Below are 21,463 nucleotides of genomic sequence, written 5' to 3' on the forward strand. Positions count from 1 at the left end.
CGTTCGCGCGCGCCGTTGGCTCCATCCGGGCTACCAAAGCGTCGGCGTCACCGCACGTTGGCGAGGCGCATGTCGAGATAGCCGGTTACCGTCTCCATCAGCGGCTCGAGCTTGCCGTCGAAGAAGTGGTTGGCGCCGGGGATCACCTGCTGGTCGATCACGATGCCCTTCTGCGTCTTCAGCTTCTCGACCAGCGTGTTGACGTCCTTGGGCGGCACCACCGCATCCTTGTCGCCGTGCACGATCAGGCCCGACGACGGGCAGGGCGCGAGGAACGAGAAGTCGTAGAGATTGGCGGGCGGCGCGATCGAGATGAAGCCCTCGACCTCGGGCCGGCGCATCAGCAGCTGCATGCCGATCCAGGCGCCGAACGAGAAGCCCGCGACCCAGCACGCACGCGCCTCGGGATTGATCGCCTGTGCCCAGTCGAGCGCACTCGCGGCGTCGGACAATTCGCCGGTGCCGTGATCGAACGAGCCCTGGCTGCGGCCGACGCCACGAAAGTTGAAGCGCAGCACCGAGAAGCCGCGATGCGCGAACGCGTAGTAGCACTGATAGACGATCTGGTGGTTCATCGTGCCGTGGAACTGCGGATGCGGATGCAGGATCATCGCAATCGGCGCGTTCTTCTGCTTGGCCGGATGATAGCGGCCCTCGAGACGGCCAGCAGGGCCGGTGAAAATCACTTCAGGCATTGTGTTCCCTTGATTGACGCGTTCCCTTGATTGACGTCGATCAATCAACCGGTTGGAGCCATCTTCAGCGGCGGGGCGCGAACAGGGCGGCTCATGATGAAATCGGCACAGGCGCCGCTGGGCGGCACGCTGGTGGGCCTTCTAGCATGACGCAAGGGGCAAAAATCAAGGAAATTGTGCCGCTTGGCCGGCGTGAATTCGCGCGGCGCCGTACGATCGGGATCAACACGCCGAATTGCTCGTTGGCTACCTGAAGTTTTGGTTTGTCACATTGCTATCGCGCTTGCCGCAAACGGATGTCTCGCCTGGCAGCACAGGTGAGGTCTTCCGTGGGCGTGAAAAATCTCCGGCGCCGCTCACTCTGATCTGGTCTCGCCGCCCGACTGTCGTTATGTCGCAATGGAAGGCCGCAACCACGGTGGTTGCCGCGGACAAGCTCGATGGCCGATCGCGTCTATCTCGACTGGAATGCCACCACGCCGCTTCGCCAGGAGGCGAAAGCGGCGATGGCTGCGGCGTGGGAGTTGAGCGGCAACCCGTCCTCGGTGCACAGCGAAGGACGCCGCGCGCGCCGGCTGGTCGAGGATGCGCGCAATGCGGTGGCGAAGGCGGTCGGCGGCCGGTCGCAGGACGTCGTGTTTGTCTCCGGCGGGACCGAAGCCAATGCGCTCGCCTTGACGCCGGGATTGCACCGCGGTGCGGGCGCGCCGGTCGAGCGGCTGTTGGTGTCCGCGATCGAGCATGCGTCCGTCCTCGCGGGCGGGCGGTTTTCGCGTGAAGCGATCGGCACCATCAATGTCACGCGCGCCGGGGTGATCGATCTCGATCATCTGCGCGCGCTGCTGGCGGAAGGTCCGCCAGCTTTGGTCTCGGTAATGCTGGCCAACAACGAGACTGGCGCCATCCAGCCGGTGGCCGATGTCGCCGCGATCGTCCACGCGGCCGGCGGCCTGCTGCATGTCGATGCGATCCAGGCGTTCGGCAAGATTCCGTTCGACCTCGCTTCGACCCAGACCGATCTGGTGACGCTGTCGGCGCACAAGATCGGCGGACCGAAGGGCACCGGCGCGCTGGTGCTCGCCGAAGGCGTCGAAGGACTGGAGGCGTCGCTGCGCGGCGGCGGGCAGGAGCTCGGGCGGCGGGCCGGGACCGAGAACGTCGCCGGGATCGCAGGCTTTGGTGCGGCTTCGAAGGCCGCGATGGCGGCGTTGAAGGCCGACGCCGCCCGCGTCAGGGGACTGCGTGACCGGCTCGAGCACGGGCTGCGGCAGACGCCGGACCTGCTGGTGTTCTCCGACGACGTAAAACGGTTGCCGAATACCGTTCTTTTCACCGCACCGGGGATGAAGGCCGAAACGGCCGTGATCGGGTTCGACCTCGGGGGAATCGCGGTGTCCTCCGGTTCCGCCTGTTCGTCCGGCAAGGTCCAGCCGTCCCACGTCTTGGAGGCAATGGGGTACCGTTCGGAGGTGTCCCAGGGAGCGGTGCGGCTCAGTCTTGGCTGGTCTACCACGGAGACAGACGTGGATTTGACCCTCAAGGCTTGGCGAAAGCTCGCCGATACCTTAGTTAAGGGGGAACGACGAAACACAGCTTGAACTGTTCTAAGCGGATTTCGTCTTCAAGCATCGTAAGAGAATTTCGGAACTGAGATCCACCGCGGTCCTTGAAACCGCGAGCGGAGGATATGAATGCCTGCTGTACAAGAGACGGTCGAGCGCGTCCGGCGCATCGACGTCGACCAGTATCGATATGGGTTTGAGACGCAGATCGAGTCCGACAAGGCCCCGAAGGGGCTGTCGGAAGACACCGTCCGCTTCATCTCAGCAAAGAAGAATGAACCGGCCTGGATGCTGGAATGGCGCCTGGAGGCGTATCGCCGCTGGCTGACCATGACCGAGCCGACCTGGGCGCGCGTCGACTATCCGAAGATCGACTACCAGGACATCTATTACTACGCGGCGCCGAAGCCGAAGAAGACGCTGTCGTCGATCGACGAGATCGATCCGGAAATCCTCAAGACCTATGAGAAGCTCGGCATCCCCCTGCGCGAGGTTGCGATCCTCGAGGGCGTCGAGCCCCCGCCGGGCGGACCGCCGTCGGCGAACCGCAAGATCGCGGTCGATGCCGTGTTCGATTCGGTCTCGGTTGCGACCACCTTCCAGAAGGAGCTGAAGGCGGCTGGCGTGATCTTCATGCCGATCTCGGAGGCGATCCGCGAGCATCCCGAGCTGGTGCAGAAATATCTCGGCACCGTGGTGCCGACCTCGGACAACTACTTCGCGACGTTGAACTCGGCGGTGTTTTCGGACGGTTCGTTCGTCTACGTGCCGCCGGGCGTGCGCTGCCCGATGGAGCTGTCGACCTACTTCCGCATCAACGAGCGCAACACCGGTCAGTTCGAGCGCACGCTGATCATCGCCGACAAGGGCTCCTACGTCTCCTATCTCGAAGGTTGCACCGCGCCGCAGCGCGACGAGAACCAGCTGCACGCCGCCGTGGTCGAGCTCGTCACGCTCGATGACGCCGAGATCAAGTATTCGACGGTGCAGAACTGGTACCCCGGCAATTCCGAGGGCAAGGGCGGCATCTACAATTTCGTCACCAAGCGTGGCGACTGCCGCGGCAAGAACTCCAAGATCTCCTGGACCCAGGTCGAGACCGGTTCGGCGATCACCTGGAAGTATCCGAGCTGCATCCTGCGCGGCGACAATTCGAGCGGCGAGTTCTACTCGATCGCGATCTCGAACGGTTTCCAGCAGGTCGATAGCGGCACCAAGATGATCCACCTCGGCAAGAACACGTCGAGCCGGATCATCTCCAAGGGCATCGCCGCCGGCAAGTCGCAGAACACCTATCGCGGCCTGGTCAGCGCACATCGCAAAGCCACGGGCGCGCGCAACTACACCGCCTGCGACTCGCTCCTGATCGGCGACAAATGCGGCGCGCACACCGTGCCCTATGTCGAGGCCAAGAATTCCTCGGCGACGTTCGAGCATGAAGCGACGACGTCGAAGATTTCCGAGGACGTGCTGTTCTACTGCATCCAGCGCGGGCTCTCGCAGGAGGAAGCCGTCGGCCTCGTCGTCAACGGCTTCGTGAAGGATGTGCTGCAGCAACTGCCGATGGAATTCGCGGTGGAAGCGCAGAAGCTGATCTCGATCAGCCTTGAAGGTTCGGTTGGCTAATCCATCCCGCTGACGGCGCGGCCGACGCGCCTTTCGGATGATGTTCAGGAAAAATCAGATGTCTCTGCTTGAAGTGAAAGATCTGCAGGTTCGTGTCGAGGAGCGCGAGATCCTCCACGGGCTGTCGCTCACGGTGAACCCGGGGCAGGTGCACGCGATCATGGGGCCGAACGGCTCCGGCAAGTCGACGCTGTCGCACGTCATCGCCGGCAAGCCCGGCTATGAAGTCACCGGCGGCCAGATCCTGTTCAAGGGCGAGGACCTCCTGGAGATGGAGCCGAACGAGCGCGCCGCCAAGGGCGTGTTCCTGGCGTTCCAGTATCCGGTCGAGATTCCCGGTGTGACCACCTGGAACTTCCTGCACGCGGCGCTCAATGCCCAGCGCAAGGCGCGCGGCGAGGACGAGATCTCGTCGCCGGCCTTCCTCAAGAAGGTCCGTGAGGTCGCCAAATCGCTGAACATTCCGCAGGACATGCTGAAGCGCGGCGTCAATGTCGGCTTCTCGGGCGGCGAGAAGAAGCGCAACGAGATTCTGCAGATGGCGCTGTTCGAGCCGGCCGTCTGCATCCTCGACGAAATGGATTCCGGCCTCGACATCGACGCGCTGCGGATCGCCGCCGACGGCGTCAACGCGCTGCGCTCGCCGGAACGCGCGATGGTCGTGATCACCCACTACCAGCGGCTGCTCAACTACATCGTGCCGGATGTCGTGCACGTGATGTCGAAGGGCCGGGTGGTGAAGAGCGGCGGCAAGGAACTGGCGCTGGAGCTGGAAGAGTCCGGTTACGCGCAGTTCGAAGACGCTGCCTGACGGATACGGGTTCTCAGATGAACGTTGTCGCAAAGACCGAGACCGGGCGCGCGCTGAGCGATGCATTCGCCGTCGCGCGCGACCGTCTGCCGGGCAAGGGCAAGATCGCCGATCAGCGCCGCCAGGCGTTCGAGGCCTATGAGCGCTTGGGCCTGCCGCATCGCCGGATCGAGGATTGGAAATACACTGACCTGCGCGCGCTGATGCGCGAGGTGCTGCCGCTCGCGCCTGCGCCGGATGCCGCGGCGCTGGGTCGCGCTGCTGCCGCCGTCAAGCTGCGGGCGATCGACGGCGTACGCCGCCTGGTGCTGGTCGATGGCGCGTTCGCCGCTGATCTCTCCGATCTCGGCAATCTCGACAAGGGCATCAGCATCCGCCCGCTGCGCGAGGTGCTCGACGCCGGCGACGGCGCACTCTCGACGCAGGCCATCGCGACCGACGTCTCCAATCCGATGATTGCGCTGAACGGTGCGATGGCGACCGATGGCGTCGTCATCGAGGTCGCGGACGGCACGGTGCTGGTGCAGCCGCTGCACATCGTACACGTCGCATCCGGAACGGCCCCGGCCTCGATGTTCACGCGTTCGCTGCTCCGGCTCGGCCGCGATGCCGGCGTGACGCTGGTCGAGAGCTATCTCGCCGGCGAGGGCGCCAAGGCCTATCAGGCCCATGACGGGCTGATCGTTTCGATCGGGGACAACGCACGGCTCGATCACGTGCGTCTGGTCGAAGACAGCGTCGATGCCTTCAACATTTCCTCTGCGACGGTGTCGCTCGGCGCCCACGCCCATTTCAACACCTTCGGCCTGACCTCGGGCGGTCATGTCAGCCGCTACCAGCTGACGGTGACCTGCGCCGGCGAGGGCTCGAAGGTCGAAACCAACGGCGTCAATCTGATCAACGGCACGCAACACGCCGACACCACGCTGTTCATGGATCACGCGGTGCCGCACTGCGCGAGCCGCGAGATCTTCCGTGCCGTCGTCGACGACCGCGCCCATTCCGTATTCCAGGGCCGCATCATCGTCCGTCCGGACGCGCAGAAGACCGACGCCAAGATGATGACGCGCGCGCTGCTGCTGTCCGACGACGCGGAAGCCGACAACAAGCCGGAGCTCGAGATCTTCGCCGACGACGTCACCTGCGGTCACGGTGCGACCACCGGTGCGCTCGACGAGAGCTTGCTGTTCTACATGCGCGCCCGCGGACTGCCCGAGAAGGAAGCGCAGGCGCTTCTGATCCAGGCCTTTGTCGGCGAAGCGATCGAAAGCATTGCCAGCGACGCGTTGCGGGAGGTAGCAATTGCCACCGCGCAGCGCTGGCTGGAGGCGAGGGCGTGAGCATGCACAAGGCGGTCGCCAACGGTTCTTACGACGTCGCGCTGGTGCGGCAGGATTTCCCGGCGCTCGCCATGCAGATCTACGGCAAGCCGCTGGTCTATCTCGACAACGCGGCCTCGGCGCAGAAGCCGAATGCGGTGCTCGACCGCATGACCGAGGCCTACAAGAGCGAATACGCCAACGTGCATCGCGGCCTGCACTACCTCGCCAATGCCGCGACCGAGGCCTATGAGGGCGCCCGCGGCAAGGTCGCGCAGTTCATCAACGCGCGCCGCAGTGAGGAGATCATCTTCACCCGCAACGTCACCGAGGCGATCAATCTGGTGGCGTCGTCCTGGGGCGGAGAGAACATCAAGGAGGGCGACGAGATCGTCCTCTCGATCATGGAGCACCACTCCAACATCGTGCCGTGGCACTTCCTCAGGGAGCGCCAGGGTGCCGTGATCAAGTGGGCGCCGGTCGACGATGAAGGCAACTTCCTGATCGAGGAATTCGAGAAGCTCCTGACGTCGCGCACCAAGATCGTCGCCATCACTCAGATGTCGAACGCGCTGGGCACGCTGGTCCCGGTCAAGGAGGTGATCCGGCTGGCGCACGCCCGCGGCATTCCGGTGCTGGTCGACGGCGCGCAGGGCGCGGTGCATCTGCCGATCGACGTCCAGGACCTCGACTGCGATTTCTATGCCTTTACCGGCCACAAGGTGTACGGGCCGACCGGCATCGGCGCGCTCTACGCCAAGCACGAGCATCTGGTCGCGATGCGGCCGTTCAACGGCGGCGGCGAGATGATCCGCGAAGTGGCCAAGGACTGGGTCACCTATGGCGATCCGCCACACAAGTTCGAGGCCGGGACGCCGCCGATCGTCGAGGCGATCGGGCTCGGCGCCGCGATCGACTACGTCAATTCCATCGGCAAGGAGCGGATCGCCGCGCATGAGCATGATTTGCTCACCTATGCGCAGGATCGCCTGCGCGAGATCAATTCGCTGCGGGTGATCGGAACCGCCCGCAACAAGGGCCCGGTGATCTCCTTCGAGATGAAGGGAGCGCACCCACACGACGTCGCGACCGTGATCGACCGCCAGGGCATCGCGGTGCGCGCCGGCACGCATTGCGTGATGCCGCTTTTAGAGCGGTTCAACGTGACGGCTACCTGCCGTGCATCCTTCGGGATGTATAATACAAGGGAAGAAGTCGACCATTTGGCGCAGGCGCTGATCAAGGCGCGGGAATTGTTCGCATGACCGATACAGCCGAAGTCAAGACCGCCACCATGGAAACCACCTCGGCACTGCCGGCGGAGGAGACCGAGCGCATGAGCGGCGAGATCGTCGCGGCGCTGAAGACGGTGTTCGACCCGGAAATCCCGGCCGACATCTACGAGCTCGGCCTGATCTACAAGGTCGACCTGAAGGATGATCGTTCGGTCGACATCCTGATGACCCTGACCACGCCGAACTGCCCGGCTGCCGGCGAACTGCCGACCATGGTCGAGAACGCGGTTGCCAGCGTTCCCGGCGTCGGTGTCGTCAACGTCAATCTGGTCTGGGATCCGGCTTGGACGCCGGATCGGATGTCGGACGAGGCGCGCCTCGTCCTCAATATGTGGTGATGCGTTAGGGGATTGGACTTAGGCTCGAGAAGATCGGCAATTGATTTGCCGCTGGGACTGACCACATGAGTGACATGACGCAAGCTTCACCAACCCCAGCCAAGCCGAAGCGGCCGCGACCGCAGGTCATGAAGCTGACCGACGCGGCGGCGGAGCGGATCAGCGAGCTCACCAAGCGCGCCGATTCCGAGATCGTCGGCCTGCGCGTCGGCATCAAGAACGGCGGCTGCGCCGGTCAGTCCTACACCGTCGAATACGCCCATGAAATCCGCCCGACCGACGAGGTGGTCGAGGACAAGGGCGTCAAGATCCTGGTCGATCCGAAGGCCGTGCTGTTCCTGCTCGGCACCGAGATGGACTACGTGGCCGACAAGATGCAGGCCCAGTTCGTGTTCAACAACCCGAACCAGGTCTCCGCCTGCGGCTGCGGCGAATCGGTGCAGCTCAAGCCGGCGACGGTCTGATCGCTGCCGCACCGGCGAGCGCGCAATCGCGCTCGCGCTTTGAACCAGATGCCACCATCGTTGCGTGTCGACGTACTCGTCGACCATACTGCTCAGCCAGCGGGCTCGGCAGGCGTGTCCGGTTGCGCTGCAATGAGGGTGGGCACATGGACCGTGAATTTCTCACCGACCTGTTCGTCGATTTCGGCCCGGTCACGCTGCGCCGGATGTTCTCCGGTTACGGTATCTCCGCCGACGGCACCAACTTCGCGCTGGCCTTGCGTGCCGGGCTCTACTTCCGCGCCGACGAAGAGACCATCCCGCAATTCGAGGCGGAGGGCTCGAAGCCGTTCCAGTACCAGACGAGTTCGAAGACGGTCACGGTGAACTCCTATTGGCAGCTGCCGGCGCGGCTGTTCGACGATGCCGAGGAGCTTGCCGTCTGGGCACGCCTTGCGCTCGGCGCCGCCCAACGTGCGGCGTTGCGCAAGCGGCCGCGCACGCGCAAGGCGAAACCTCACGCGAAGACGGTTTTGAGCAGCGAGCCGGTGAAGAAGCCCGCTACAAAACGACCGTCGCTCCGGAAAGCGCACCCGAAAAAGAAATCCAGCCGAAGCAAAGCGAAGCGGGTGCGCCGGACTCGCTAAAGCACGATGCAATCGGGTGATGCATCATCGCGCTTTGGATTCTTGTTCGAGCATGATTTTTCCGGAAGGCCGCTTCGCGCTCTTCCGCACGATGCGGTAGCCGTATCGGACGTTTGCGATGCGCCGCGGGCGATGTCCGATTCATTTTTCCCGAGCGATCGGGATTCCTTCGCAAAGTTTATGTTGCGGCGAACGTCCGATGCTGCACGGCAGCAAGTCGAACACGGCGTGTCCGTTAGTCGAGACGGGACAACCGCAGCAAAGTTAGACGAATTGCGAATTTGTGCTTCGGAAGGAGTGAGGCAATCTGCCGCATCGGAGCGCCGTAGCTGCCGCATCCTGCGATGCAGGAAGAGCCGAGAGCCGCGCCGCGCGCCCAATTCCTAACAGCGATGTCAAATCGCCCTTGGTCTTCGAGACTGTGATCTCTTCGGGATCATTTGGGGCAGCAGGAATGAGTTTGTCTTCATGAAATAGCGTTCGCAAAAAAGACGACAAAACCGGGAGGTACGTAAATGGCTACGATTCGGCTTTCGATCAATCGTCGTACGCTCATCAAGTCCGGATTCGCTCTGGCTGGAAGCCAGGTGATTGGTGTGCCATTCATCGTCAAGTCGTTGGCGGACGAACCGATCAAGATCGGAATGGTCAATCCTCTGACCGGCGTGCTTTCCGCGCTGGCTCAAAGCGAGGTTGACGGCGCCAGATACGCCGAATCCGACATCAACAAGAAGGGCGGCATTTTGGGTCGCCAGGTCCAGCTTCTGGTCGAAGACTCCGCGAACGACGTCGGCACCGGCGTGCAGAAGACCCGAAAGCTGATCGATCGGGACAATGTCGCTGTGATTCTCGGCGACGTGAATTCCGGCATCGCCTATGCGATGTCGCAAGTGACCAACGAGAAGAAGGTCTTCCACATCGTTCCGGGCGGTCACACTGATCCGATCACCGGCACGAACTGCAAATGGAATGTCTTCCGCATCTGCAATACCACGACGATGGACGCCAACGCGGTCACGCCGGAACTGGTGAAGAAGTTTGGCAAGAAGTGGTTCTTCGTCACGCCGGATTACGCATACGGGCACACGTTGCAGGACGCCTTCATCAAGGCGCTGAAGAAGGCCGGCGGGACGTACGAGGGAGACATGCTCCCGATCAACAACACCGATTTCTCGGCGACGCTGATCAAGGCCAAGGCCTACAAGCCGAATGTCCTGCTCAACAACATGGGGGGCCTGACCCAGATCAATTGCATGAAGCAGTTCACGCAGTTCGGAATGCAGAAGGAGATGGCGCTCGGGGGCGCGTTGTTCGAACTCGAGAGCATCAAGGGATGTCCGCCCGATGCTCAGACCGGCTGGTGGACAATGGAGTGGTGGTGGAATCAACCCAACGTACCCGAGGTCGTGAAGTTCGTGAGCGATTTCCGCGCGGCCACCAAGAAGACGCCGTCCGCCCGCGACTGGTTCGGCTACGTGGCGATGCACACGGTCCGGCTTGCCGCCGAGAGGGCGAAATCGCTGGAAGGCCCGAAAATGGCGAAGGCGCTCGAGGACCTCGAACTGCCGCCCGACGTTGCATTGCAGCCGGGAAAGGTGCGCTACCGGGCCGGAGATCATGAATTGATGCCGAACATCTTTGTCGGCGAAGTGCACCCGTCGAAGTCCTCGCCGGATGACGTGTTCACGGCCGCGACGCTCGTCCCTGGCGAAGAGGCCGCAGGGTCCGTGGCTGACACCGGCTGCAAGATGGTGGAGCCGGCCTGACCCGACCCATTGGCTGAACAATCGGCGGCCCGGAGGGGCGGATGATCCAGGTCATACTGTTCAACGTCACCAATGGTCTCATCATCGGCGCGTTCTATGTGCTGATGGCGTTGGGCCTGTCGCTGATCCTCAATCTCAGCAACGTCATCAACTTCTCTCACGGCAACTTCCTGGCGCTCGGCGGCTATCTTGCTTTCACCTTGTCGCCGACGCTCGGTTACTGGGGGGCGTTATTGGTCGCGCCCCTGATCACGGCGCTGATCGGTCTCGCGGTCGAGCGGTTGATGATCCGGCGCGTCTACAATCGCGATCCGGTCTACAGCCTGCTGCTGACGTTCGGCTTCGCCTTCGTGATGCAGGATGCCGCCCGCTTCATCTGGGGACCCAACGGGCTGCCGCTCGGATTGCCCGAGTTCCTGTCGCAGCCGATCAATCCAACCCTGTTCTTCATCACCTGGTATCGCGTCTTCATGGTCGCGGTCGTTATCGTCGCCGTGCTCGGGTTGTTCGCGTTCCTTCGCTACACGCGCATCGGCATACGCATCCGGGCCGGCACGCTCGATCTCGAGACGGTGGCTTCGCTCGGCGTCAATATCAGCCTGTTGCGAACTTTCAATTTCGCGCTTGGCTGCTTGCTGGCCGGTCTCAGCGGGGTGCTCGCCGCCGGCCAGATCGGCCTCAATCCCAACATGGGCGATGATCTGCTGATGCCGAGCTTCATCGCGATCATCGTCGGCGGCGTCGGGAGCCTGATCGGCACGCTGTTTGGCGGGCTGCTGATCGGCGTGGCGGCGGCGCTTACGACGGTATTCTTTCCGGCCGGAAGCGAGGCCGTGATCTACGCGATCATGATGATCGTCCTTCTGGTTCGTCCGCGGGGCCTGATGGGCGAGGAAGGAATGATGGCATGAGCACCGACGTCGGCACGAGCCCGGCCATCACTTCGGTCGCGGCCAGGCGGAGCCCGATCGTCCCGCGATGGGGTGTGCTCATCCTGGTCTGGGCCGTCCTGATCGCGGTTCCGTACTGGCTCCCGTTGCTTGGTGGCTACACGGCGCTCGCGGGGCGCGTGCTGGTGTTCGGACTGGCCGCGATGGGACTGAACCTGCTGCTCGGCTTCACGGGCGTCCTCAGTTTCGGCCATGCCGCCTATTTCGGACTCGGCGCCTATGGCGCCGGCCTCACGTTGCGGTATCTCGCGCACAGCACTCCGCTCGCCATGCTGTTGGGAACGCTCCTGGGTGGGTTGGCAGGCAGCCTGTTCGGCCTCCTGATCGTTCGCCGCCGCGGCGTCTATTTTGCGATGTGCACCATCGCGTTCGGGCAGCTTTGGTACTACCTGGCCTATAGCTGGAATGACTTCACCGGAGGCTTTGATGGCTTGCGCGACTTCCACCGCGAGCCGATCGGATTTGGCCGGCTGACGCTCGACATCGCCCAAGGTGGCGATCGCTTCTATTTCTTCCTTCTCGCCGTCTTCGCGGCTGCCGTCGGCCTGATGGGCCTTCTGGTGCGCTCGCCGTTCGGCCATACGTTGCGGGCGATCCGGGAAAATGAGCGTCGTGCGCGCTTCCTGGCGATCCCGGTCGAACGTCAGATCTGGCTGTCGTTCTCGATCTCCTGCTTCTTCACCGCGCTTGCGGGCACGCTCTATGCCTTGCTCAACAACTTCGCCGATCCTCTGGCGTTGCACTACTCGCTATCGGGCTATTTCGTCGTCATGTGCGTGATGGGTGGCATGCGGACGTTCTGGGGGCCGCTGGTCGGTGCGGCGTTGTTCGTGGTGCTGCAGGATTACATCTCGTCGATGACCGTGAACTGGATGTCCTTTGTCGGCGCGATTTTCGTGCTGGTTGTCCTGTTCTTTCCGCGCGGCTTGCTCGGCATGCGGCGGATCCGCGGATCGGCGTAGCGATGCTCGAGGTTCGGAACATCACGAAGCGTTTCGGCAATCTCGTTGCCGTGAAGGACGTGTCGATGTCGGTGAAGACCGGCGAATTGCGCGCCATCATCGGCCCGAACGGGGCGGGGAAGACGACGTTCTTCAACATGATCAGCGGTTACTTTCCGCCGACGAAGGGATCGATCCTGTTTCAGGGCGAGGACGTGACGCACGTGCCCGCGCATCAGCGGGTTGCGCTCGCCATGGGGCGCACTTTCCAGATCACCGAGGTCTTTCCGGAGCTGACCGTCCACGAGAACGTGCTCACCGCGGCCGAGGTCAAGGCGGGCCAGACCCTGCACATGCTGCCAAACCGGGCCGACGCCAAGCTGGCCAACGACGTCGCAGCCGAGATGCTGGCGCTTGTCGGACTCACGGCCAAAGCGGACCGCCTGGTGGGAGAACTCTCCCACGGCGACCAGCGGACCACCGAGATTGCAATGGCGCTGGCGCAGCTTCCGCGCTTGCTGCTGCTCGATGAACCGACGGCCGGCATGGGTGATCAGGAAACGTACGAGATCACGACGCTCATTCGCCGTCTGCACAGGGAGAGGAACTACACCATTGTGTTGATCGAGCACGACATGCGCGTGGTGTTTCACCTGGCCGATTACATCACGGTGCTCGATCAGGGCGGCTTGCTTGCCGAAGGAAAGCCCGACGAGATCGCCGCCTCAGAGGCGGTGCAGGCCGCTTATCTTGGAGAGAGCCGATGACGCCGCTGGAGGTCGCGGGCTTGCAGACGTTCTACGGCAAGAGCCACATCCTTCACGATGTCGGCCTGACGGTGAAAGAGGGCGAGATTGTCGTTCTGCTTGGCCGCAATGGCGCCGGCAAGACGACGACGCTGCGCAGCATCATGGGGCTGACACCACCCCGCGAGGGCAATGTAAGGCTGTTCGGGACAGATGCGACGCGCATGTCACCCTATCGGGTGGCGGGACTCGGCGTAGGTTACGTGCCGGAGGGGCGCAAGATCTTCGCCAACCTGTCCGTCGAGGACAATTTGCGGGTTCCCGCCGTGCGCCCCGGTCCATGGAATACCACGCGCGTCTTCGAGACCTTCCCGCGCCTCGCCGAACGACGGGACAATCGCGGCCGGCAGCTTTCCGGCGGCGAGCAGGAGATGCTTTCGATCGCGAGAGCCTTGCTGCTCAACCCAAAACTTCTCCTGCTCGATGAGCCGAGCCAGGGACTTGCTCCCCTGATCGTCAAGGAAGTCTTTCAGATCATCAAGACAATGCGCCAGGAGGGAATCTCGATCCTGCTGGTCGAACAGAATGTCCGGGTCAGTCTTGCCGTCGCCGATCGCGCTTACGTGCTTGATGATGGTGCGATCATCTACAGCGGCAGTGCAGCCGAACTCGCCGGCGACGAGGAGCGCGTCCGCTCGATGGCCGGTGCCAGTGCGAAGGAATGGGTCACGAGCGACATTTGAGGCCGTATGCGGCGCCAGGTCGGCCTCGCGATAGCCAGGAGGGAAAACATGCTGACGCTTCTCGAAGGACATCCGAACGTCGATGTCATGCTGTTCTACGCAATCGCTACTACCGCTCTTGGCGTGCTGCTCTATCGCTTCCATCGAAGGCAGGTCTGAGACGGCATGCCTTGAACTTGCGACGAAATGAAGGATGGCGGGATCGGACGCGGTCGCGTCTCTCTATCCCGCTTCCAGGTCACGCGACGCGGGTCTGGGTCTCGGCACTGAATTCCGGATCGGCCTCGCAGATCACGCGGTTGCGGCCGGCGCGCTTGGCGGCGTAGAGGCAGGCATCGGCGCGCTCGATCAGCGCATCCGTATCGTCGGTCGGCTTCAGCATGGAGACGCCGACCGAGATCGTGACGCGGCCGAGGATCTCGCCGGTCGACTTCTTCTTCAATTCTTTCGCCATCACGGCGCGGCGGATATGGTCGGCGACCGTCAGCGCCTGGCGCAGGGCGGTGTTGGGCAGCACCACGGCGAATTCTTCGCCGCCGTAGCGGGCGGTGATGTCCTGACCCTTGATGGTCTGCTTCAGCGACTGCGCCACCAGCCGCAGCACCTGATCGCCGGTGAGATGGCCGTAGGAATCGTTGAACGACTTGAAATGGTCGATGTCGAACATCAGGAGCGACAGCGGCTCGCCGCTGGCCAATGCCGCCTGCACCGCCATGTCCATCGAGCGGTCGAAATATTTCCGGTTGCCGAGACCGGTGAGCGGATCGGTCAGGCTTTCGGCGCGGATCGCCTCGAGGCTGTGCTGCAGCTCGTTGATCTCCGACTTCGACAGCGCAAGCCGGTTCTCCAGCGCCTGGTTGGTCTCGCGCATCTCGCGGGTTGATTTGGCGAGCCCCTCGACGATGGTCTTGATCTGGTCGCGGGTCGTCGCGGTCGAGAGGCGGTCGCTGGCGCCGACGAGGCTGGCGTCATAGGTCGCGGACACGCCGAGCGCATCGGTGATCAGCTTCATGACGGCATCGATCTCGCCGATGACGCGGGCACCGACCTTGTCGATGCGGTCCGAGGTCTTGATGTGCGAAAGGTAGGTTTCGTAGATCTGCTCGAGATCGGATTCAGAGAGCTTGCCGCTGCGCGCCAGCGTCTCGTTGATGACCTTGTTGAGCGGAGCGTTGTATCCGGTCGCGTAGACGTACCAGATCTCATAGTTGCGGGGGACGGCAGTCTGGCGAAGCGAGCGGATCTGACCAAGCGCGACTTCGGCAAAGGCCAACGTACGTTCGTGTTCGTCCAGCAGTTTGACCACTGTTACGTCCTCAATGCGCCCATGCCGGTCGTGCCCGGCAGCAATGACTAAATTATTGGGGCGAGGGTACGGGACGAGAGTGAAGGCAAGGTAAACAGTAGAACTACGGGACGCCGGCCGTGACTGTCGTTGATGCACCTTCCGCTGTCGCGTTCGCATGCGGCTTTCGGCAGCATTTCGCTTGCGTGCCAGTGCGATACGAAAACCGCACGCATTTGCTTCAAACGCCGGAGATCAGCAGGTGCGGTGACAGCTAGGGGGCAACGTCAACGGTCCGGATTGCCGCCGCTGGCGCGGCGGCTGCACGGCAAGCCTCAGGCGCGTGCGCGCACCGGTCGCAGCAGGAAGGCGGGCAGGTGCGAATGATCGGCGGGCTCGTGGTCGACCTCGCGCTGCGGCCGCCGAGGCTCGGCTCGCCCGATCGACGGCACGTGCGACGGAGCAGCCTGAGGCGAGTTGCCGCGGCCATGGCGCGGCTCGCGCTCCGGCTTGGCTGCACGCTCCTGGCGGGGCTCCTGGTCGTGACGCGGCTCGCGTTCGCCGTGGCGCGCTTCGCGCTCACGCCGCGGCTTGCGGCCGCCACGGGCACCCTCGCGCGAACCGTCGCGGCTGCGCGAGCGGCGCGGCGCGGCATCCTCGTCGCCGGCTTCGCTGTGAACGGTGTAGTCGCCCTCGGTGCGCGGGATCTGCTGGCCGATCAGCTTCTCGATCGCGGCCATCGACTTGCTGTCGAGCGGGGTGACGATGGAGATCGCAGTGCCGGTGCGTCCGGCGCGGCCGGTGCGGCCGATGCGATGGACGTAGTCGTCGGGATGATGCGGCACATCGAAATTGAAGACGTGGCTGACGGCCGGGATATCGAGGCCGCGGGCGGCGACGTCGGAGGCCACCAGCAGGGGCAGCTCGCCCTTGCGGAATTGATCGAGCGCGGCCATGCGTGCGCTCTGGTCCATGTCGCCATGCAGGGCGCCGACGCTGAAGCCGTGCTTCTGCAGCGATTTGTGAAGGACGGCGACTTCGCGCTTGCGATTGCAGAAGATAATCGCGTTGTTGAGGTCCTTGGCGTCGCGCAGCAGGCGGCGGAGGATCTCGCGCTTCTCGTGCGGCTCGCGGCCGGCCGGCACCTGGGATTGGGTCACGGTCACCGCAGTCGTTGCGGGCTTGGAGACTTCGATCCGGGCCGGGTTGTGCAGGAACGCTTCGGTGATGCGGCTGATTTCCGGCGGCATCGTCGCGGTGAAGAACAGGGTCTGCCGCGTGAACGGGACGAGCTTGCAGATGCGCTCGATGTCGGGGATGAAGCCCATGTCGAGCATGCGGTCGGCTTCGTCGATCACCAGCAGCTCGACGCCGGTGAGCAGCAGTCCGCCGCGTTCGGTGTGGTCGAGCAGGCGGCCGGGGGTTGCGATCAGGACGTCGACGCCGCGCATCAGCTTGGAGTCCTGGTCGCCGAACGAGACGCCGCCGATCAAGAGGGCCACGTTGAGCTTCTGGCCGGCGCCGTATTTGTCGAAGTTCTCCTTCACCTGCGCGGCAAGCTCGCGGGTCGGCTCGAGGATCAGGGTGCGGGGCATCCGTGCCCGGGCGCGGCCCTTCTCGAGGATGGTGAGCATCGGAAGAACGAAGGCAGCGGTCTTGCCGGTGCCGGTCTGGGCAATGCCGAGCACGTCGCGCCGGGCGAGAACGTGCGGGATTGCCTGTTCCTGGATGGGGGTGGGGGTGGTGTAACCGGTGGCCGCAACTGCGGCTTGGACCTTATCGGACAGGCCTAGATTGGAAAAAGACATTGAGCCTCTGGTCGAAACCGCCGTTCGGAATCGAAGGTAAAAGGCTGTCGCGTTCGGCCCCGAAACGGCTCGCTCTTCTATAAAGCTCGGGGGCTCTGACTAACGCTGACGGACGGCAAACCTGACGAATCGCGTTTCGATCCGAGGGCCGCGTTGCCCCGCAACATAGGGGCGAAACCGGTAAAGTCAATCTTGGAACCGGCCGGATATCCGAAAAACCTTAACGTTTTCGCCAAAATAACCGCCATTTCCGTCATTTGGCGGTCAAATGAATCGCCAGTCCCAGATCCGATGACGAGACCCCGCGCCGCCTTTGCGAGGGGCGCGTCGCCAAAATATCGAAAACAACCCCATGCAAAGCAAAGGAGGCGGCGGGCGGCCGGCGTTCGACCAGGCAGGTTGACACGTCGGGCAACTCGCGGGTACTTTTCTAATATTCAGAAATCGTGCAGATGCACGTTTCCACGTCGTCATGGCCTATAGCCACATGTGACAGCTCCGCCGCGGATCGGGATGGCGCTACCACGCATAACGGACCACACCCTTGCCGGCGTAGGAGCGGGTCACGTTGGAGAACTCGCCCTCGAAGCTTGCGAGTGCCGACCAGCCGTTTGCCCATTTCAGTTCGGCGGAGGCGGTGGTGAGCGCGGAGTCGGCGGCCTGCGCCGCGCCGCTCACGACGAAGCTTGCACCGGGCAGGGTCTGGAATGTCGCGGCGATGCTGCGGTCGGGATTGAAATCATGCGCCCAGGCGGCGCGGCCGCGCAGCGTCAGCACGGCATCCGACAGCGCGAAGGATTTGTCGGCGCGCAGGCCGAGCTCGCTGCGGCTGTCGGTGACGCTCTTGGCGTTGTAGGCGAGCGCAAAGGTGTTGGCGCCGACGATGGCCTGCTCGGCGTAGCCCGGAAGCCGGAACGTCGTGAACTGGCCGGCGGCATAGGGCGTGAGGCCGATGCCGCCGATCCATGGCGCGACGAAGCGATAGCCGCCCTCGGCGCGCCCCGACCAGGCATTGGCCTTGAACTCGGCACGCAGGCGATCGACGCTGCCGACCATCACGGTGCGATCCGTCGTGACGTCCTGCCAGCCATAGGCCAACGCACCTGCAAGATACGCCGCGCCGATATTGTGCCGGATGAAAGCGCCGGCCTGGAACAGGTCGGAGCGGCCGCCGCCGCTGTTGGCGACGCTGAAATTGGTCCCGCCGCCGGCGAGCGCGAAGCCGGCGATGGTGTTCGGGGAGAAGCGATAGTCGGCACCGATGGCGGTGCCGAACACCTGGCTCGTGGTGTTGTTCGAGCCGAGTGCGGTGTTGCCGTCGGTGGACTGTGAGCCGCCGTAGGCCGCCGCCCACATGCTCCAGCGCGGATCATAGCCCTGTGCAACCGGCGCCTTGCGATAGATCGCGGCGGTGGCGTCGCCGGTCGGATGCTTTGCCGCATAGGCCAGCGAATTGTCGTCAGCGTAAGGCGTCGCGCCGGCCGGCGTCGCCGTGGCGCCGCGGCCGTCGACGAAGGGATCGAGCATCGTGCCTATGAACTGGTTCATGGCGTTGAACGTGGTCTGCTGCGATCCGGCCGCGCTCTCGCCGGAGAGCTGGGTCAGGCCGTTCAGCAGATTGTCGCCCGACAGGTTGAAGATCGCGCTGAAGGCGCTGGAGAGATTGCCGCCGCCGAGCAGGCTGTTGTCGATCGCGCCTGCGACGCTCCTGTGATTGCCGCCCGCGTTGGCCGGCAGGATCGGGGAGAGCAGGCCGGGATCGACCGACAGCAGCACGTCGTTGCCGACATAGCTCAGCACCGGATTGCGCGCGAGGTTGTTGGCGAGCAACAGGCTTGCCGAGCCGAAGGTACCGCTCAACGTTCCCGCGTTGACGATCGTGTAGGTGATCTTCCTGGTGATCCGTTCGAGCGGTTGCACAATGACGTTGCCGGCGATGTTGGCGGTGCCCGTCACGACCGCCTTGTCGCTGACCGTGTTCGTGACTTGCACCAGATAGGTTGCCGCCGTCGTCATCGTCAGGCTCGCCATCGTGATGGTCCCCGGCGAATTGCCGGGCGACAGCGTGCCGCTGATCACAGTGTTGCCGATCGTGCCGTTGCCGCCGAGGGTCCCGCTCGGGCCGACCGTGACATTGGCATTCGGCATTGCGCCGTTGAGGATGAACATGCTGTCGACGTTGACGGTCCCGGCAAAGCTCGAATTGCTGCCGGTGAAGCTCCAGTTCGAGCCGGCAAGAACCCCGAAATTGGAAAAGCCAATACCAAGTTTCGAGAGATCGAAACTCGACGCGGTCGTTCCGCCGAACTGCACGATACTGGTGCCGCTGCCGACGATGTTGCCGTTGAACACGGCGCCGGACTGCACCTGCAGCACATCGTTGGTGCCGCCGAACTGAACGGCAGTGCCGCCGGTGCCGGTGATGGTGCCGTTGGCGATCAGCGTGGTGGTGCCGCCCGACGTCACGATGCCGGTGGTGCCGGTGACTGACGTCCCGGTCGTGATGAAGATGTTGCCCGGCGTCGAGCGCGAGGCGGCGATGCCGATGCCCGAACTCTGCACGCCGGCAAGCGCCTCGATCCTGATGTCGCCGAGACCATCGCGCTGGGCGAAGATGCCGTAGCTTCCGGCCGCCTTGCCGCTCGCAATCACATTGCCCTCGGCGCGCAGCGACAGCGCTGCGGCGTTGTCGGCGCCATTGACGATGACGCCGCTGATGCCGATCGCCGCCGCGCTTGCCGAGGTTGCGCTCACGGTCCCCTTGGTATCGAGATCGATGCCGCCCAGCCCCGCGGTCAGGGCAGCGAATCTGGTGCTGCCACGGTTCAGCGTGATGCCGATTGCGGCGCCGTCCGAAGTCGCGCTCACATCGCCATTGGCGTGAACGGTGAGCGTGCCGGTGTTGATGTTGCTCGGAGCAAAGCTGCTGCCTGACGCGCTGATTCCGGTGGCCGTGCTGCCAGCGCCGATCGCGGTCGCCGTCACGGCGCCGTCGGCGGTCAACCGAACTGCGCCCAGATTGTTTTGTACCATGCTGATGCCAGCAACTGCCGACGCAATGTCGCTGATCGATGTTGCCGTCACTGCGCCGTGCAGGTTGAAGTCGACCGGGACCACGCCGGAGGCCGACAGGGACGCTCCGGTCACATTTGCGACGTAGCCGGACCTTGTCATGCCGGTGACCGTGATCGATCCGTTGGCATTCAGTGTCGCCGATCCGTTGCTCGATGAACTTCCCAGCCGGGCCGCGAGGCCGACGACCGTGCCACCGGCCGAAGCGGAGGTCGACGTCCTGGTGTCGAAGGTTCCGGAAATGTCGCCATTGAAGGTCGCGGTGTTGGTGCCGCTGGCGGCAGAGAAGACGACGGACGCGAGGGCGCCGTAGTAGGCCGTATCGGGGCCGCTTCCCCTGGCAATATTGCCGTCCACGACAAGGCTGTTGTTGGCACCGCCGCCGGCGGACACCGAAAGCGTCCCGCCGGTGATGCTGTGCGTTCGGACCGTCGTGGTGCCGGTACCGTAGTTCTGCAAGGTCACGGAGCCGTTGACATCCTGATTGAGCTTCACCGTGAACGCGCTGGTGTTCGCCGAATTGTTTCCCTCGAGGGTGATGTTGCCCGAGACGCTCGCATTGGTGGTGAGGTCGACAGTGCCGACGCCGCCGTTCTGAAGATAGATGTCGCCGACGATCGCGCCGTTGGTGGTGACGGAAAGATTGCGCGCAGTATGGAGGCTCTGTCCCATCCGGGCGAAGATTGCGCTGGCGCCCATGGGCGCAGTGCCGGTGACTGCGCCTGTCGCGATCGTGACATCGGATTGGCTGCCGTCGGTCAGGACGTAGATTCCAAGGCCGGCCACGATCTGGCTTCCAACCGTGTTGATGTTGACGCTGGCATTCGGTCCGCTGCCCATGGCCTGGATGCCGGTGCCGCCCCTGATCGTGCCGGCGGTCTGTGTAATGGAGGTCAGACCGTTGCCGATCCCGGCAGTGATCGCGTACCCGTCGGCGGTGACGTCGGCCGATCCCGTGTAGGTGATCGTGCCGAGGGCGGAGAGGCCGATGCCATTGTACGGCTGGTGTGCCGTGATGCCTGCGGGGTCATTGTGATTGAAAGTGAGGTTGCCGCTGCTGCTCGCGGTCACGCCGCGGGTCGTGATCCCGGCGCCGGCGTTGATGTTGACCGTGAGATCACCGCCGAAACTCGTGTTGAGTCCGCCGTCCGATGGATGGGCGGCATCGCAGAGCACGTTGGCGGTGCCGACGCCCGTGCAATAGACCGCAGCCTCTGCCGTGGAGCTCAGCGCGATCAACGACGCCGATCCAAGCAGCGCGCCGCGCCACATCCCCGGCCTGCCGCCGCTCGCCATGACCTTGCCCCCGCATGCCAATGTAACTGGTTGTTTCTGGCGCAACGTTCGTGCGCCGTCTTCTCAGTGCGCGCATACCGTCGATCCAAAGCGGACTTGCTGCGAAAATGCAGCCAACTG

17 protein-coding genes are annotated in these 21,463 nt (G+C 63.8%); 13 read left to right on the plus strand and 4 right to left on the minus strand.

Annotated elements, in window-relative coordinates; genetic code table 11:
* Window positions 1-47 precede the first annotated feature (47 nt).
* Window positions 48-695: an alpha/beta hydrolase gene (locus CK489_RS26725; RefSeq protein ID WP_016843213.1), complete on the minus strand. Its 648-nt coding sequence runs from the start codon at window positions 693-695 to the stop codon at window positions 48-50.
* 440 nt (window positions 696-1,135) lie between these two features.
* Here CK489_RS26725 and CK489_RS26730 point away from each other — a divergent pair, with 440 nt between their 5' ends.
* The 13 genes from CK489_RS26730 to CK489_RS26790 all read left to right on the plus strand — a co-directional run bounded on the left by CK489_RS26730 (window position 1,136) and on the right by CK489_RS26790 (window position 13,882).
* Window positions 1,136-2,293 (plus strand): cysteine desulfurase family protein, encoded by a 1,158-nt coding sequence (locus tag CK489_RS26730; RefSeq protein WP_095734383.1) that lies wholly within the window; start codon window positions 1,136-1,138, stop codon window positions 2,291-2,293.
* 93 nt (window positions 2,294-2,386) lie between these two features.
* Window positions 2,387-3,883 carry a Fe-S cluster assembly protein SufB gene (gene sufB / locus CK489_RS26735; RefSeq protein WP_050420250.1) on the plus strand — a complete coding sequence of 499 codons (1,497 nt, stop codon included), beginning with the start codon at window positions 2,387-2,389 and terminating at the stop codon, window positions 3,881-3,883.
* A gap of 58 nt (window positions 3,884-3,941) precedes the next feature.
* A complete protein-coding gene (sufC, locus tag CK489_RS26740; RefSeq protein ID WP_050629437.1) occupies window positions 3,942-4,694 on the plus strand; it encodes a Fe-S cluster assembly ATPase SufC in 753 nt (250 codons plus the stop codon).
* A gap of 17 nt (window positions 4,695-4,711) precedes the next feature.
* Complete coding sequence (sufD, locus tag CK489_RS26745; RefSeq protein ID WP_095734384.1) at window positions 4,712-6,034, plus strand: Fe-S cluster assembly protein SufD; 1,323 nt, start codon at window positions 4,712-4,714, stop codon at window positions 6,032-6,034.
* Window positions 6,031-7,278, plus strand: a complete 1,248-nt coding sequence (locus tag CK489_RS26750; protein ID WP_095734385.1) for a cysteine desulfurase — start codon at window positions 6,031-6,033, stop codon at window positions 7,276-7,278. The genes sufD and CK489_RS26750 overlap by 4 nt, the downstream gene beginning before the upstream one ends.
* Window positions 7,275-7,646 (plus strand): SUF system Fe-S cluster assembly protein, encoded by a 372-nt coding sequence (locus CK489_RS26755; protein WP_021081118.1) that lies wholly within the window; start codon window positions 7,275-7,277, stop codon window positions 7,644-7,646. Before CK489_RS26750 ends, CK489_RS26755 begins: the two co-directional genes overlap by 4 nt.
* A 74-nt stretch (window positions 7,647-7,720) precedes the next feature.
* Window positions 7,721-8,110 carry a HesB/IscA family protein gene (locus tag CK489_RS26760; protein ID WP_050629414.1) on the plus strand — a complete coding sequence of 130 codons (390 nt, stop codon included), beginning with the start codon at window positions 7,721-7,723 and terminating at the stop codon, window positions 8,108-8,110.
* Between the two features lie 146 nt (window positions 8,111-8,256).
* Window positions 8,257-8,736: a TfoX/Sxy family protein gene (locus CK489_RS26765; protein WP_095734386.1), complete on the plus strand. Its 480-nt coding sequence runs from the start codon at window positions 8,257-8,259 to the stop codon at window positions 8,734-8,736.
* 515 nt (window positions 8,737-9,251) lie between these two features.
* The gene (locus tag CK489_RS26770) at window positions 9,252-10,502 is read left to right on the plus strand and encodes an ABC transporter substrate-binding protein (protein WP_050629412.1); all 1,251 of its coding nucleotides are present in this window, start codon (window positions 9,252-9,254) and stop codon (window positions 10,500-10,502) included.
* Between the two features lie 41 nt (window positions 10,503-10,543).
* On the plus strand, window positions 10,544-11,413 hold the full coding sequence (locus CK489_RS26775; protein WP_050629411.1) for a branched-chain amino acid ABC transporter permease: 870 nt from the start codon (window positions 10,544-10,546) through the stop codon (window positions 11,411-11,413).
* On the plus strand, window positions 11,410-12,414 hold the full coding sequence (locus CK489_RS26780; RefSeq protein ID WP_094194065.1) for a branched-chain amino acid ABC transporter permease: 1,005 nt from the start codon (window positions 11,410-11,412) through the stop codon (window positions 12,412-12,414). The genes CK489_RS26775 and CK489_RS26780 overlap by 4 nt, the downstream gene beginning before the upstream one ends.
* 2 nt (window positions 12,415-12,416) lie before the next feature.
* On the plus strand, window positions 12,417-13,160 hold the full coding sequence (locus CK489_RS26785; protein WP_095734387.1) for an ABC transporter ATP-binding protein: 744 nt from the start codon (window positions 12,417-12,419) through the stop codon (window positions 13,158-13,160).
* On the plus strand, window positions 13,157-13,882 hold the full coding sequence (locus CK489_RS26790; protein WP_095734388.1) for an ABC transporter ATP-binding protein: 726 nt from the start codon (window positions 13,157-13,159) through the stop codon (window positions 13,880-13,882). Before CK489_RS26785 ends, CK489_RS26790 begins: the two co-directional genes overlap by 4 nt.
* Before the next feature lie 238 nt (window positions 13,883-14,120).
* Here the strand turns inward: CK489_RS26790 and CK489_RS26795 are convergent, their stop codons facing one another.
* The 3 genes from CK489_RS26795 to CK489_RS26805 form a co-directional block, all read right to left on the minus strand.
* Window positions 14,121-15,188 (minus strand): GGDEF domain-containing protein, encoded by a 1,068-nt coding sequence (locus CK489_RS26795; RefSeq protein ID WP_050629408.1) that lies wholly within the window; start codon window positions 15,186-15,188, stop codon window positions 14,121-14,123.
* 314 nt (window positions 15,189-15,502) lie between these two features.
* Window positions 15,503-16,975 (minus strand): DEAD/DEAH box helicase, encoded by a 1,473-nt coding sequence (locus CK489_RS26800; protein WP_095734389.1) that lies wholly within the window; start codon window positions 16,973-16,975, stop codon window positions 15,503-15,505.
* Between the two features lie 519 nt (window positions 16,976-17,494).
* The gene (locus CK489_RS26805; protein WP_095734390.1) at window positions 17,495-21,343 is read right to left on the minus strand and encodes an autotransporter outer membrane beta-barrel domain-containing protein; all 3,849 of its coding nucleotides are present in this window, start codon (window positions 21,341-21,343) and stop codon (window positions 17,495-17,497) included.
* Window positions 21,344-21,463: the final 120 nt, after the last annotated feature.

The sequence above is a fragment of the Bradyrhizobium sp. UFLA03-84 genome (genome assembly GCF_002289535.1).
Lineage (GTDB): Bacteria > Pseudomonadota > Alphaproteobacteria > Rhizobiales > Xanthobacteraceae > Bradyrhizobium > Bradyrhizobium viridifuturi.

What these genes read in the sequence shown, in the direction of transcription:
- CK489_RS26725 (WP_016843213.1), bottom strand. Translation starts at nt 695, where the DNA reads ATGCCTGAAGTGATTTTCACCGGCCCTGCTGGCCGTCTCGAGGGCCGC.
- CK489_RS26730 (WP_095734383.1), top strand. Translation starts at nt 1,136, where the DNA reads ATGGCCGATCGCGTCTATCTCGACTGGAATGCCACCACGCCGCTTCGC.
- sufB (WP_050420250.1), top strand. Translation starts at nt 2,387, where the DNA reads ATGCCTGCTGTACAAGAGACGGTCGAGCGCGTCCGGCGCATCGACGTC.
- sufC (WP_050629437.1), top strand. Translation starts at nt 3,942, where the DNA reads ATGTCTCTGCTTGAAGTGAAAGATCTGCAGGTTCGTGTCGAGGAGCGC.
- sufD (WP_095734384.1), top strand. Translation starts at nt 4,712, where the DNA reads ATGAACGTTGTCGCAAAGACCGAGACCGGGCGCGCGCTGAGCGATGCA.
- CK489_RS26755 (WP_021081118.1), top strand. Translation starts at nt 7,275, where the DNA reads ATGACCGATACAGCCGAAGTCAAGACCGCCACCATGGAAACCACCTCG.
- CK489_RS26760 (WP_050629414.1), top strand. Translation starts at nt 7,721, where the DNA reads ATGACGCAAGCTTCACCAACCCCAGCCAAGCCGAAGCGGCCGCGACCG.
- CK489_RS26765 (WP_095734386.1), top strand. Translation starts at nt 8,257, where the DNA reads ATGGACCGTGAATTTCTCACCGACCTGTTCGTCGATTTCGGCCCGGTC.
- CK489_RS26770 (WP_050629412.1), top strand. Translation starts at nt 9,252, where the DNA reads ATGGCTACGATTCGGCTTTCGATCAATCGTCGTACGCTCATCAAGTCC.
- CK489_RS26775 (WP_050629411.1), top strand. Translation starts at nt 10,544, where the DNA reads ATGATCCAGGTCATACTGTTCAACGTCACCAATGGTCTCATCATCGGC.
- CK489_RS26780 (WP_094194065.1), top strand. Translation starts at nt 11,410, where the DNA reads ATGAGCACCGACGTCGGCACGAGCCCGGCCATCACTTCGGTCGCGGCC.
- CK489_RS26785 (WP_095734387.1), top strand. Translation starts at nt 12,417, where the DNA reads ATGCTCGAGGTTCGGAACATCACGAAGCGTTTCGGCAATCTCGTTGCC.
- CK489_RS26790 (WP_095734388.1), top strand. Translation starts at nt 13,157, where the DNA reads ATGACGCCGCTGGAGGTCGCGGGCTTGCAGACGTTCTACGGCAAGAGC.
- CK489_RS26800 (WP_095734389.1), bottom strand. Translation starts at nt 16,975, where the DNA reads ATGTCTTTTTCCAATCTAGGCCTGTCCGATAAGGTCCAAGCCGCAGTT.
- CK489_RS26805 (WP_095734390.1), bottom strand. Translation starts at nt 21,343, where the DNA reads ATGGCGAGCGGCGGCAGGCCGGGGATGTGGCGCGGCGCGCTGCTTGGA.